At 64.1% G+C, this 13,109-nt stretch carries 13 protein-coding genes; 3 read left to right on the forward strand and 10 right to left on the reverse strand.

Annotated elements, in window-relative coordinates:
* Positions 1-11: 11 nt before the first annotated feature.
* The 9 genes from AC1TQG_RS16295 to AC1TQG_RS16335 form a co-directional block, all read right to left on the reverse strand.
* Positions 12-1,421 (reverse strand): condensation domain-containing protein, encoded by a 1,410-nt coding sequence (locus AC1TQG_RS16295; RefSeq protein WP_482138553.1) that lies wholly within the window; start codon positions 1,419-1,421, stop codon positions 12-14.
* Positions 1,418-2,935 (reverse strand): condensation domain-containing protein, encoded by a 1,518-nt coding sequence (locus tag AC1TQG_RS16300; protein ID WP_482138555.1) that lies wholly within the window; start codon positions 2,933-2,935, stop codon positions 1,418-1,420. Before AC1TQG_RS16300 ends, AC1TQG_RS16295 begins: the two co-directional genes overlap by 4 nt.
* Positions 2,936-3,040: 105 nt before the next feature.
* A complete protein-coding gene (locus AC1TQG_RS16305; RefSeq protein ID WP_482138790.1) occupies positions 3,041-4,063 on the reverse strand; it encodes an alpha/beta hydrolase in 1,023 nt (340 codons plus the stop codon).
* Positions 4,064-4,234: 171 nt separating this feature from the next.
* Positions 4,235-5,590, reverse strand: coding sequence for a condensation domain-containing protein (locus AC1TQG_RS16310; RefSeq protein WP_482138556.1), 1,356 nt, complete (start codon positions 5,588-5,590; stop codon positions 4,235-4,237).
* A gap of 26 nt (positions 5,591-5,616) precedes the next feature.
* Positions 5,617-6,429, reverse strand: a complete 813-nt coding sequence (locus AC1TQG_RS16315; RefSeq protein ID WP_482138558.1) for an ABC transporter permease — start codon at positions 6,427-6,429, stop codon at positions 5,617-5,619.
* Complete coding sequence (locus AC1TQG_RS16320) at positions 6,426-7,394, reverse strand: ATP-binding cassette domain-containing protein (RefSeq protein WP_482138560.1); 969 nt, start codon at positions 7,392-7,394, stop codon at positions 6,426-6,428. The genes AC1TQG_RS16315 and AC1TQG_RS16320 overlap by 4 nt, the downstream gene beginning before the upstream one ends.
* Positions 7,395-7,432: 38 nt before the next feature.
* Complete coding sequence (locus AC1TQG_RS16325) at positions 7,433-8,068, reverse strand: Maf family protein (protein ID WP_482138562.1); 636 nt, start codon at positions 8,066-8,068, stop codon at positions 7,433-7,435.
* A 24-nt stretch (positions 8,069-8,092) separates the two neighbouring features.
* Positions 8,093-8,338 carry an acyl-CoA carboxylase subunit epsilon gene (locus AC1TQG_RS16330; protein WP_482138563.1) on the reverse strand — a complete coding sequence of 82 codons (246 nt, stop codon included), beginning with the start codon at positions 8,336-8,338 and terminating at the stop codon, positions 8,093-8,095.
* On the reverse strand, positions 8,335-9,963 hold the full coding sequence (locus tag AC1TQG_RS16335; protein WP_482138565.1) for an acyl-CoA carboxylase subunit beta: 1,629 nt from the start codon (positions 9,961-9,963) through the stop codon (positions 8,335-8,337). Before AC1TQG_RS16335 ends, AC1TQG_RS16330 begins: the two co-directional genes overlap by 4 nt.
* Positions 9,964-10,124: 161 nt before the next feature.
* Between AC1TQG_RS16335 and AC1TQG_RS16340 the strand changes: the two genes are divergently transcribed.
* Positions 10,125-10,964 carry a biotin--[acetyl-CoA-carboxylase] ligase gene (locus tag AC1TQG_RS16340; RefSeq protein ID WP_482138567.1) on the forward strand — a complete coding sequence of 280 codons (840 nt, stop codon included), beginning with the start codon at positions 10,125-10,127 and terminating at the stop codon, positions 10,962-10,964.
* Positions 10,965-10,996: 32 nt separating this feature from the next.
* Here the strand turns inward: AC1TQG_RS16340 and AC1TQG_RS16345 are convergent, their stop codons facing one another.
* Positions 10,997-11,614 carry a hypothetical protein gene (locus tag AC1TQG_RS16345; protein ID WP_482138568.1) on the reverse strand — a complete coding sequence of 206 codons (618 nt, stop codon included), beginning with the start codon at positions 11,612-11,614 and terminating at the stop codon, positions 10,997-10,999.
* A 164-nt stretch (positions 11,615-11,778) separates the two neighbouring features.
* On the opposite strand from AC1TQG_RS16345, the gene AC1TQG_RS16350 reads away from it, so the two are divergent.
* Together AC1TQG_RS16350 and AC1TQG_RS16355 are read left to right on the forward strand one after the other, a co-directional pair.
* Positions 11,779-12,330 carry a PH domain-containing protein gene (locus tag AC1TQG_RS16350; protein WP_482138570.1) on the forward strand — a complete coding sequence of 184 codons (552 nt, stop codon included), beginning with the start codon at positions 11,779-11,781 and terminating at the stop codon, positions 12,328-12,330.
* Positions 12,331-12,406: 76 nt separating this feature from the next.
* Entirely contained in the window at positions 12,407-13,084 is a 678-nt protein-coding gene (locus AC1TQG_RS16355) for a response regulator transcription factor (protein ID WP_482138572.1), read from the forward strand.
* Positions 13,085-13,109: the final 25 nt, after the last annotated feature.

A 13,109-nucleotide genomic window follows, 5' to 3' on the forward strand; every position in this document is an offset into this window, starting at 1 on the left:
TGTGCGCGTTTCTAACCGGTCCGTACCGGCCGGTTCTCGCCATTGGCGAACGACGCGATGAAGTCGGTGACCACCGCGATGTACTCGGTGGTGTTCTTGCGCGCCGTCTCGTTGTCCGGGATCTGCGTCAGCAATCGAATTCCGTAGTCACCGCGGTTGATCCACATGTTCGCGTTCCGGGTTCGGCCTTGACCGGGAAGGATCAGGGCGGCCTCCTTCACCGGATCGTCCGCGCGGGGCAGACGGCGAAGGTCGAAATACGAAACCATTTGCGGTGAACCACTTTCGAGATCGATGGAACCTTCGGCCGCGAGATACCCGAGCGCTGCATGCACTGGCAGGGACCCGATTTCGCGTGCCTTGCGGGTCGCTGCCGACGCGGTGATGACAAGGTCGCTGAAGTCGACGTCATCTTCCACGCGGAACGCCACCGGTGCGAAGTTGCACAACCAGCCTTGTGTGCCAACAGTTTCCGGCGTGCGAACGGAAAGGATGGTGGTCGTGAAGAACTCTGAGCTGCCGGCCAGCACACTTTCGGCCGCGGCAAGGGCGGCGAAGATGCACCCTTGCAGGGAGGCGCCGATCTCGCGCAACCGTTCCTCGCAGCGATCGGATCGTGGACCGTCGATCACCGGCTTCTCGATCACCGCGTTCGGCATGGCTTCGCCGCCGGTCAGCCCGAGGTCGAGTGGGAAGCGCGGGACCTTGCCGCCATGGATCTTCAGGATCTGTCGCCAGGCATCGATACGCGCGTCGTCAGGTGTGGTCTGGCCCGCGAGCTGCATCTCGGTGGCCACAAAATCGAAAAAGCTGGCGGCGGGCAGTAGCGGAAGGTCTCTGCTGCCGTCGATCTCGTGCCGGTAGGTCTCGAAGATCTCGTCGAGCGCAAGCGCTTGTGACACCCCGTCGGTATGCGAATGATCGGCAGCGAAATAGAAGCCGAACTGGTCGCCGGCGTCGATGGCCCCGAACGCGAACCCCGGGAGATGGTCGAAGACGGCCTCGGTGTCGATGCGAGAGTGAATGTAGGCGACCAGTTCGTCGGGGGTGCCCGACGGACCCTCGTCCACCGTGGTGAACTCGATCGCCGATTCCGGAGCCACGTGGCGCACCGGTCCTGAGTCGGAGACGTCGTACCAGCACCGCAGTTCGTCGTGCCTGCGTACGAAGGCGGTCAGGGCGCGGGCCATCGCATCGCGGTCGAGTCGTTCGACAACGTCGGTGACGATCATGGCGATGGCCTGGTTTGTCTCACCGGCCGCGCGCTTGGCAGCTGCCGCCATCAGATGGTCACGCTGCAGGAAGGACGGGCCGGTGGAGCTCTGGGCCGAGTTTGCCCGGGCTCCGTCGGGATCGCCTAGGCGCCACTCGATCAGTGCACCGGGTTCGGGCGACCACCAGTCCAGCGTTGAACCCTTCACCGGCGCGCGTCCGGTGAGTGCACGCTGTCTCGACTCGGTTCGTTGGCGGTGTCGGTGTCGAACAGCGCGTCACCGTCGTCGATGACGGTGCGCAGGACGTCATTGAATGTCGAGATGTAGCGGTGTACAGATTCGCTGGCCTGCTGGCTCGCGGAGAACCGCGCCGATATGTTCGTGCCGTTGGGAACCCGGTTGATCCACAAATACACCTCGTCGGAATTCCGGGTCGAGCTGCGCAACACGCGAGCCTGGCGGGCATCCCAGTGTTCGGAACCCTCGGCGTTCCGCAGGTCGATGTAGGAGATGACGAACTGCGGCGGACTGCGGTCACCGATGAGATCGGCGATCGGGTAATAGGGCGAGGTACCCAGTTCCTTGTACTCGGCCGCGTTCTTTCCGAGCTGTGTGATGGCCTCGGAGAAACTCGTCGCCGAGCCCGGACGCAGATGCACCGGGATGATGCCGACAAACCATCCGGCGGATTCGCCCCACTTGGATTCTGTGCGGGTGTGAACCGGGCTGATGAACCGTAGATCAGGATTCCCCGCGAGCCGCGAATTGGTGATCGACAGAGCGGTGTAGACACCGGCCTGCATGTTGGCCCCGAGCTTTTTGCAGACCTGGTGGAAGCGTTCGGTCTCTTCGGAATTCAGAAGCCACGAGGACAGGCTGGCCTGGTACTCGCTGTCGTTGACGGGTGACACACCAGCCGGGCGTTCCGCGACCTTCGGTGCCGGGATCGTCCGCAGAACGGGGAAGCGTGGCATCGAATGCGGCTGGGTGTCGAGCGTGGAATCGTGGTGTGCCTCGAAGAACGCGGTCCACCGCGATACCACTGCGTCGTCGGCGGTGATCTGCGATCCGATGGTGCGTTCGGCGTCGCTGAAGTCGAGGTAGCTGCCGAATTCGTGTAGCTGATCGGGTACGCCGAGCAGTTCCGATTCGTAGATCGCGGTCAGTTCCTTGATGGCGAAAACCTGGGTATAGGCGTCCATCACGGTGTGATCGGCCGCAAAGATGACCAGAAACGACTGTGAATCGTCGGCAGGCGCGATTGTCACCGCGATGCACGGTGGCCAATGCAACGGATTGACCCCGGTGTTGAACAGTTCGCTGACCCGTCCGAAAACAGCTGTGCTGGAGATGACCTCAGGCGAACCGATGGTCTCGACCGACATTGCGTCAGGCGACACCGTCCGCCGGAGGAAGTCGACCCCATCGCTGGTTTCGGATGGCACGACGGAAGCCCGGAACGCCTCGTGACGTGCGTACCAGCGAAGGAGGGTTCGAGAGAATACCTCTGCGTCGAGCCGGTGGTGAATGGCGAAGGCGGTTCCGATCCATTCGCTGAACCAGGCGTCGCCTTCGGCGTAGGCGCGCCGAGCGTGTTCGAGGTGCATGTACGACAGCTGTCGATCGTCGGCGCGCCAGGCGTCGTCATCTGCGACGGCTGGGTACCACTCGGTCAGAACACCGCTCGGCAATGCATAGTCGGCCAATTCGGTATATTCCATCAGAAATCTCCCCGTCTGTTCATTGATGCCTGATTCCGCGAGGGGCGAGAGCCCTTGTCGGTTCTGGCAGATCGTGAAATAAGTTCGAGCCCTTGAACTTTGCGCTCAGGCCGAAATTCCGAGACCCCGTGCGAGCACCGGCCAGCTCTTGTGCATTTGAGCGACCCAGTATGGCCACGAATGTGTGCCCAGGTCCTCGAAATCAAACGTCGCTGGTATGTCTCGATGGGCCAATTCGGTAGCCAACTGTTGGGTGCACCATAGCGAACCCAGTTCGATCGTGCCGCCTACGACGACACGGTCGAACGGGTTGGTGTTTCCCGGATACCCCGGGGCGTCGTACGTACCCGGCAATCCGGATCCGACCGAGACGTAGATGGCTGCATCGCGAAGTCCGCCTGCGCGGAGCAGAACGTCGTGTGCCGCCCAGTCGGGATCGCCCATGGGGCCCCACATGTTGTCCGCATTGCCGCCGAACGCTGCGACGATACCCCTGGTCAACACCTGTGTGCCCGGATCTGCAGTGGAATAGCAGCCGCTGTAGGCCGCCACGGACCGGTAGAAACCCGGGTTGCGGGAGGCCAGAGTGAGCGAAGAGCCGGCGCCCATGGACAGGCCGGCGATCCCGCGGGTTCCATTGCCGTCGAACTCGGCATCCACCAATGGCGGGAGTTCCTCGGTCAGAAAGGTCTCCCACCGATAGCGTCCGAGCTCTGGATCGTCGCGTTGCCAATCCGTGTAGAAACTGCCGTTGCCCGCCAGCGGCAACACGACGTTGACGTTCTTCGATTTGTAGAAGTCGACGGCGTCAGTTTTGCGCAACCACATACTGTTGGTCGGGTCTTCCTCGCCGAGCCCGCTGAGCATGTACAGCGAAGGGCGAGTGGTCGACGTGGCGACTTCGGGTGTCAGGACCTGAACCTTGATGGTCTGGTCCATCGAGGCGGAGTGCACGTACATCGCCCACTGGGTTGGGCCCTCTTGGACGACCTGCTCGACTGTCGACACCGGTGCCGGTTCGGCGGCGGCGGGCGCTGTCATCGCAACGATCGGGGTGGAGAGCGCCGCGAGCACCAACAGCTGCCTGAAGAATCTGTGGCGGCGCGCCGCGCCGTCGGCAGCTGTCATCGGTGCACGTGGCATCAAGTGGTCCCTTCGGGTTTTCGGACAAGAGGTACTCGGACAAGAGGTACTGCGGTGTGATGAAACATCGTCGTCATCGTTCCGATGCAGTTGCGTGATCATAATATGCGTTGGGACACACCTGCGCTCAGATCAATTGATTTGCGATCCAGCGCGTCACCACAGTATGGGTTTGAGATCCCAACGGGCGCACTCGGAGGCGAGTAGTTCGGAGAGTGTGTCCGTGTCCGGCAACGCAACCGGATCCAGGCCGCTGACCGTGAGGTTCATGGTTTCGCCACTGACGATCGCGCAGGCCATCAGGCCGCCACGGAGTTGGACGAGCCGTTCGCGGGTGATGGCGGGCGTGACGGACCTGCCCATGAATTTATCGACTCGGCCGGGGCGCCCGAGGCCACCGAATGTGGCACTGAAGGTCCCCATGTTCGACGCCAACGCCAGCGGCGTCGAGGCTCGTTGGTTGAGCCGGAGCAGTATTCGGTCGCTCAGCGCCTGCGCCAGCGGCTGCAGGAGAGTGATCGTGCTCGGTCGCCGCGCCGAATCGATGTACATGAGTTTTGAATGTGCCTTGACGGCCTCCAGATCCCGCTCCTGGCTCAGTCGGGCCGGAAGGTCAAGGGAGCGGCCGGTGGTCACGTTGGACCGGATGTCGTCGGGGTCCGTGCGGGCGGTCATCGGGACCGACACGCGGACGGTGTCGTCCCAGCAGGCGCGGCCGGTCCCGACCAGGATCCCGACGACCATGGCCACGAACAACGAGTTCCCCGAACCCCCGTGTCTGGCGGCGACATCGAGCCATTCTTTTGTCGGCATACTGGCGACCGCGAACGGCGCGATGTACCCGGGACCATCGTCGGGCACCTCTATATGGGCCGGAAACGGAACGGACAACGAGGTCACGACGTCGGCAGGACGTTCTTCGGCACTGCGTCGAGACCGTATCCACGATGCGGCCAGAGTGCCCAGACCTCCGCAGATCTGACGCAGCTGACCCACCGCGTCGGACAGGTCGTCGCGCGACCGCACCGGTGTGGCAGGCGGGATCGTGGGGGGCTCGGCGGAGAGTGCGGCATCGATGTTCTTGCCGAAGAGGGCGCCGTCCGCCACTGCGTGTGAGAAACAGAGCGACACCAGCTCGCCGCCGTCGAGCAGTGGGGCAGAACGGAGCTCCCACACCGGACCGGCGGTGAGGTCGACCTCGAACTGGGCGGCGGTATCGATCCAGTCGTGGATCTGATCGGCGTCCAATGCGGCCGAGTCGACATGGACAGCACCGGGTGTTCCGCCACGGATCCAGTGGTCGCGGGCCAGCGGCAGCCGCCTCCGGCGCAGGACCCGATTGAAATGCCCTGCCGCCAGCGCGGTCCCGAACTGTTCCAGCTCGCCTGCGTCGAGTGGAGATTTCAATCTCCAGACCATCTGGCTCACGACTCCGAGGCCTGCCGCCCGGTGCATCCGGACGAAGAGATCATCGTCGGGGGTGATGCGTTGAACCGAGGGCGACTGACCCACCAAAACTCCTTCGTTGGGCGGTCGGGCTACAGCCGCCGCAAGTACGTCTTCACGGTCAGCGGTGCGATCACCGCGATGACCACGGTGGAGCCTAACAACGACCACACGATGTGCATGTCGGCTTGGCCCTCATTGGCCAGCGAACGTACCGCGGAGACCAGATGCGAGATCGGGTTGATGTCGGCGATCGTTCGCATCCACTCCGGCATGCTCTCGGTCGGCACAAAGGCGTTGGACATGAAGCCCAGAGTCGTCAGCGTGAGCGCCGAGATCCCCTGAATCGACGAGGCCTTACTCATCAGGACTCCGATGAACGCAAAAATCCAGCTCAACGAGAAGGCCGCGTAGATCACCAAGGCGATTGCGGCCAGCGTGCCAAAGGCGCTCGCGGGCTGATATCCCATGCACAATCCGACCACCAGGGTGATGACGATCGCGATGACATAGCGGACCACGGCGGCAACCAGCGAACCGGCCAGCGGCGCGATTCGCGAGATCGGCAGCGACACGAAGCGATCGAAGACACCGCGGTCGATGTCCACGCGCAATTGGACCCCGACCACGACGGTGCTCGTGATCACGATGTTCACCAGCACCCCAGGGATGAGGACGGGTAGATAGGCGTCGACACTCCCGGCGATCGCGCCGCCGAATATGTTGGCGAACATCACGGTGAACACGATGGGTACCACGATGACGTCGAGTAGTTGTTGCGGTGTGTGTTTGAACTTCAGCAGGCCCCGACGGGCCATGGTCGACGTGTCGCGCAAAGCTTTTCTGGTGGTTATGTGCCCGAGTGCCGGGTCGTTCGACAATTCGGTCGTCCGGTCGATGGTCATGCCGGGCTCCGATCCTCGGTCAGCGCAAAGAACACCTCGTCGAGTGACGGCTTGTGGACGCTGAGTTCCTGCACCTCGATCGACTGGTCGGCGAGTGCCGCGATCACCTGCGCCGAACGCGCCGAATCGCTCACCGACATCGTCAATTGCCGCGTTCTCTCCTCGAACTCGATCGGCCCGTCGAGCAACCGCATGATGATCTCGGTTGCGCGGGCGCGATCGTTTGCGCGGGCGAGCGTGATCGAAAGGGCGTAGTTGCCGACCGAACGTTTCAGCGATTCCGGTGTGCCGTCTGCGACCACGTGACCGTGATCGATGACCACGAGGTGATCGGCGAGGGCGTCGGCTTCATCGAGATACTGGGTGGTCAACAGAACCGTCGTGCCGGCTGCGACCACACCTCGAACCATCTCCCACAATTGGATTCGCGTCCGCGGATCGAGTCCGGTGGTCGGTTCATCGAGGAACAACAGTTCTGGTCGACGAATCATGCTGGCCGCCAAATCGAGTCGGCGCCGCATCCCGCCGGAGAACTTCCGGACCGGGCGCCCCCCTGCAGCGGTGAGCCCGTATTCGTCGACGAGCTCGCGGGCCCGGCTCCGGGCTTCGGCATTGCGTAGACCGAGCAACCTGCCGAAGATGTCGAGGTTCTCGGCGGCGGTGAGATCGTCGTCGACCGAGGCGTACTGCCCGGTCAAGGAGATGAGGGACCGGATTGCGGGTCCTTCACGGACGACGTCGCGGCCGAGGATCAGAGCTGTCCCGGAGTCGGGTCGCAGCAGCGTGGTGAGCATCCGGATCATCGTGGTCTTGCCGGCCCCGTTCGGGCCGAGGACACCGCAGACCGTCCCCCGCGCGACGGTCAGGTCGATGTTGTCGACCGCACGGTGGTCGCCGAAACTCTTGCACAGACTTCGTACTTCGATGGCGAGGTCGTTGGTCGATCCCATCGGTTCAGTTATCACGCGTACAGGCTAGTCGGGCCGCGTCCGCGATGTCATGGTCATCCCCCGGGGGACCACAGGTTCGTGACACTGAGGCCAACCCGATCGAGCAGCGTTCGGACAAGCGGGAGGCTGATCCCGATCACCGATGACGGGTCGCCGTCGATGCCGTCGATGAACCAGCCGCCGAGCCCATCGAGGGTGAACGCTCCGGCGACCTGAAGGGGCTCGCCGGTGCCGACGTACGCGTCGATCTGGTCATCGGTGGGGGAGCTGAAGCGAATAGTTGTTGCGACACTGCCGGTTTCGGTGGACACGATCTCGCCGTCGATCAATCGGAGCAGACAATGTCCGGTGATCAACTGCGCTTCGGTACCGCGCATCTCGATCCACTGGGAGCGAGCGAGGGGCGCGGTGTGTGGCTTGCCGGTGAGCACCCCATCGCGCAGCAGCATCGAATCGCAACCGACGAGCACCGAATCCACCGCGAGATCGGTGTCGAGGCGACCGGCCACGTCCAGTGCCTTGGCACGGGCCAGCAGCGTCACGATCGCCGAAGGTGAGGCCGCGCTGCCTGCTTGTGCAAGCAGCGCGTCCTCATCGACTTCGGAGACCGACACCACCGGACTGATGCCGGCGGCGTCGAGAATCTTGCGACGTGCGGGTGACGCCGATGCCAGGATGAACCGGGTCATCGGCGGTAACCGGGCGTCACCGGGTCAGTAATCCCAGCGCAGGTTCGGAAAAGCGCTGGGCGCCAACGCACCTGCCGGCCGAAGCCGGTCTGCGTGTGAACCCCAGAGGTTGCGGGGGCCGGGATCGGCGGGTGCACCCGACCCGCTTGCTGCCGCGAGGACACCGACCAGGGCAGCGACCTCGACGTCGGTCGGATTGCCCTTGACCACGGTGAGGAACGGCGCAGCGGCCGGGGCGGTCTCGCCTGTGGGTGTTGTGTGCTCGCTCATAGGGGGATGTTCCCGTGCTTCTTCGGCGGCATGCTCACCATCTTGCGCTCAAGGAGTTTGAGTGCGGTGGCGATCTGACCGCGGGTGTGCGACGGCGGGATCACCGCGTCGACGTATCCACGCTCGGCGGCGACATACGGATTGACGAGGGTGTCCTCGTATTCCTGCTGCAGCTGCAGGCGCAGAGCATCGACGTCGTCGCCGTTGGCGGCGGCTTCCTTGAGCTTGCTGCGGTAGACGAAGCCCACCGCGCCCGAGGCGCCCATGACAGCGATCTGAGCCGTCGGCCAGGCCAGGTTCACGTCGGCGCCCATGTGCTTGGAGCCCATGACGTCGTATGCGCCGCCGTAAGCCTTGCGGGTGATGACGGTGATCTTGCCGACCGTGGCCTCGCCGTAGGCGTAGAGGAGCTTGGCGCCGCGACGGATGATGCCGTTGAACTCCTGCTCGGTTCCGGGCAGGAATCCCGGCACATCGACCAGGGTGATGATCGGAACGTTGAACGCGTCGCAGGTGCGCACGAAACGGGCGGCCTTCTCGGACGCGTCGATGTCGAGGCAGCCGGCGAACTGGGTCGGCTGATTGGCGACGAGGCCGACGCTGCGTCCGTCGACGCGGCCGAAGCCGACGATGATGTTCATCGCACGCTCGGCCTGCACCTCGAGGAATTCGTCGTCGTCGAGGATGCGGCGGATGACCTCATGCATGTCATACGGCTGGTTCGGGGAGTCCGGGATGAGGGTGTCGAGCTCGAGGTCCTCGTCGGTCAGGGTCTCCTCGATCGAACCGGCGGCAGGCGCGGCAACCGGCAGGCGAGGGGCCTCGCCGCGGTTGTTGCTCGGCAGGTAGCTCAGCAGATCCTTGACGTACTCCAGGGCGTCTTCTTCGTCGGTGCCGACGTAGTGCGCAACACCGGATTTCGCCATGTGGGTGTGGGCGCCGCCGAGGTCTTCCATCGTGACGTCCTCGCCGGTGACGGTCTTGATCACGTCGGGGCCGGTCACGAACATCTGGCTGGTCTTGTCGACCATGACAACAAAGTCGGTCAGGGCGGGGGAGTAGACGTGGCCGCCGGCCGCGGCGCCCATGATCAGTGAGATCTGGGGGATGACGCCAGAGGCGCGCACGTTGCGGTGGAAGATCTCGCCGTACAGACCCAGGGAGACAACGCCTTCCTGGATGCGGGCGCCTGCGCCTTCGTTGATGCCGACCAGCGGACGGCCGGTCTTGATCGCCAGGTCCATCACCTTGACGATCTTCTCGCCGTAGACCTCGCCGAGGCTGCCACCGAACACGGTGACGTCCTGGCTGAACACGCAGACCTCGCGGCCGTCGATCGTGCCGTATCCGGTGACCACACCGTCGCCGACCGGACGGCGATCGCCCAGTCCGAAGTTGGTGCTGCGGTGACGGGCCAGTGCATCGAGTTCGACAAACGAACCGTCATCCAGGAGATGGGTGATGCGCTCTCGTGCAGTGAGCTTGCCCTTCTCGTGGGTTTTCTCGACTGCTGCTTCGCCGACCGGGTGCTTTGCCTCGGCAAGGCGATTGTGCAGGTCAGTGAGTTTTCCGGCAGTTGTGTGGATGTCCGGCGCCGCTTGCGCGTCCTGGGGGGAACTCGTCATGGCTTTGATGCTATCCACACTGTGTGAAGGGGGTGCGCGCCGGGCTAACCTGAGGTTTAACTCACATTTGAAGTGGTACCGCCGGATACAGGTAAATCTTCGTCTCGAACTCGCTGCGGACAGCCGAGAATCTCCTCGATGTCGGCCCCTACGCTGATGGCATGAACCCGCAGGCAATCAAGCGTGATCCGATCGATGAGCAGGCACTCCGAGAAGCGGTGACCGGTACCCGCTGGAGCTCGGTACGGGTGGTCGAGGAAACCGGTTCGACCAATGCCGATCTGGTGGCGCTGGCCGCGACATCGAACTGTGTCGGGTCCGTTGTGGTCGCCGAACACCAGAGTGCGGGCCGTGGACGTCACACGCGGCAGTGGGTGAGCCCGCCGCGCTCGCAGGTGGCGATGTCCGTGGCGGTGACGGCGGATACCGCAAACGCTCCGGCCGCGCTCGGCTGGTTGCCACTGCTGGCCGGCCTTGCGGTGGTCGATGGCATCGGGGCGGTCAGTGACCTCGAGCCGGTGCTCAAGTGGCCCAACGATGTTCTGTTACCGGCGCCCGGCGAGACCACCGAAGGTATCGGCGGCCGGAAGGTCTGCGGAATCCTGGCCGAACTGACCCGTGGACCCTCGGGTGCGGCGGCGATCATCGGGATCGGGATCAACGTCAGCCTCACCGAGGCCGAGCTTCCGGTCCCGACGGCGATCTCGCTCGAGCTGGCGGGTGCCCACGTGAACAGGCAAGACCTCGCCGCAGCCGTTCTCGTCGCGCTGGACCGCAGGCTGGGGCAGTGGCCGGATGACCTCGACGGGCTGCGGCAGGACTATCGCGAGCGCTGCGCCACGCTCGGCCATCAGGTCCGGGTGGAGTTGCCCCTCGACAAACTCCTCGAGGGTGTCGCGGTCGAGATCGACAGCACCGGGCGGGTTGTCGTGCAGGACAAGCGCGGGGAGCGGGTGGCGGTGTCCGCAGGCGACGTGACGCACTTGCGCATCACCGACTGATCCCCGCGCCCGCGAGCTCGTCGGACTTCAGATCAGTGGCGGTCCATGCTCTTCGTGCCCATCGCCGGGATGAGGAACATGATCGGAAGACCGATCACCGCGTGGACGATTGCGGTCGAGATGCCGGTGGTCCATTCCCGCGACAGCAGCAGCGGGATCAGGATCGCCGCGACGATCAGCAGTCCGACGATCCACTTGAAGAAGTCGTTGGGTGCCGGGGTCGCCAGTTGCAGGACGTACCAGAGCGCACCTGCGAAGATGGCGCAGAGGAACGCCACGACGGCAAACCAGTACTCGTCGTTGGCCATCGGATTCCACACACCGAGCGCACCGGTTTCGTTCACGCGGGTGATGATGAGCCGGATGATCCACGCGACCAGCCAGGCCGCGAGTCCGGTGACCACGGCCGTGGCCAAGACGCCGCCGATGAACATCGTCGGATTGACCTGTGGCCGATTGGGTTTCGGTCGTCGCTTCGGCGCCGCCGGGGGCGCGTAGTTCTGATCGGCGGGGTACTGGCCTGCCGGATACTGATCGTGGGGTTGCTGGTAGCCCTGCTCGGGGTAGGCCTGGCTGTATGCCTGCGAATCGGGGTCCTGTCCGCGGTCGTAACGCCGGGTGCGTGGGTTGTTCGGATCATTCGGGTACATCGGGCACCTCCCTGCAGGTGAGTCTACTGATCACCGAAACCTGCGGTGTTCAATGATGAGGCGACAACCGTAACCCCCACCGGCCCGGACCCGGCGTCAGGAGTGGCCTGCGGGTGGTTTGATTGCGGCACGTCCAGATGTGGCGGACCGGCGCGTCGGGTCATATGCGTATCGAGAGGGAAGGCCTGTTGATGGGGTATCCGGAGAGCATTTTGGCCCAGGGTGAACGCGTGATCCTGCACCACCACCCGCACTGGAAGTGCCTGCTGATGCCGATCCTGGTATTTGTTCTCGGTACGGCTCTGGCCGGTGTCGCGGGCGGATACCTGTCGACCTCGGATGTCGGATCATCCACGAAGACGATCCTGGGCATCATCATCGCGGTGGCGTGGCTGGCCCTGGTGTTGTGGTTCTTCATCCGGCCGTTCATCAGCTGGCGGACCACCCATTTCGTACTCACCGATCGTCGCGTGACCTACCGCAACGGCATCATCACCCGGTCCGGGATCGACATCCCGGTCCAGCGCATCAACTCGGTCGAGTTCCGGCACGGCCTGATCGACCGGATACTGCGGACGGGAACGCTCATCATCGAGTCGGCATCCGAGGATCCCCTCGAGTTCAACGACATCCCACAGGTCGAACGCGTCCATTCACTGCTCTATCACGAGGTCTTCGACACCGCCGACGGCGAAGACTTCCGTGGTCGCAGGTGAGTGACGTCGCAGACTTTCCAGGTGCAGACATGGGCGTTGGCGGCACATCTGTGCGCCGGGGGCCTAAGTTGATCAAGTGACCGACGTTCTGCTCGCCGAAGACGATGAAGCGATATCCGCGCCGCTGGCACGTGCGCTGACGCGTGAGGGTTACGGCTGCGAGGTTGTCACCACGGGTACCGACGCACTCGAACGCGCCGCCAGTGGCCGGTTCGACCTGTTGGTCCTCGACCTCGGTCTACCGGAGATGGATGGTCTCGAGGTGTGCCGCCGCATCCGGCAGTCTCGACCTCAACTGGCCGTGCTGATGCTCACCGCCCGCACCGACGAGGTCGACTTCGTCGTCGGTCTCGATGCCGGAGCGGACGACTACGTCGGGAAGCCCTTTCGGCTTGCCGAACTGCTGGCCCGGGTCCGAGCGTTGTTGCGCCGCAAGCAGACCGCCGACGTGGTGCTCGAGGCCGGCGACATCCACCTCGACGCCCGGGGGCGACGTGTCCAGGTGTCCGGTGTGGACACCACGCTCGCCAACCGAGAGTTCGACCTGTTGCGTTACCTGATGGAGCGGGCCGGTGAGGTGGTCAGTCGGGAAGAGATCCTGACCGAGGTCTGGGGCACCCCGGATCTGCTCTCCTCCAAGACGCTCGACATGCACATCTCCTGGTTGCGCCGAAAGATCGGGGACGACCAGCCCAACCGTCGGAAGCGGATCGTGACCGTCCGCGGTGTCGGCTTCCGCTTCGATCCCGACTAGACGTGCGCGGCCGCATTCTCCGGTC

The sequence above is a fragment of the Williamsia sp. Y844 genome (assembly GCF_056786475.1).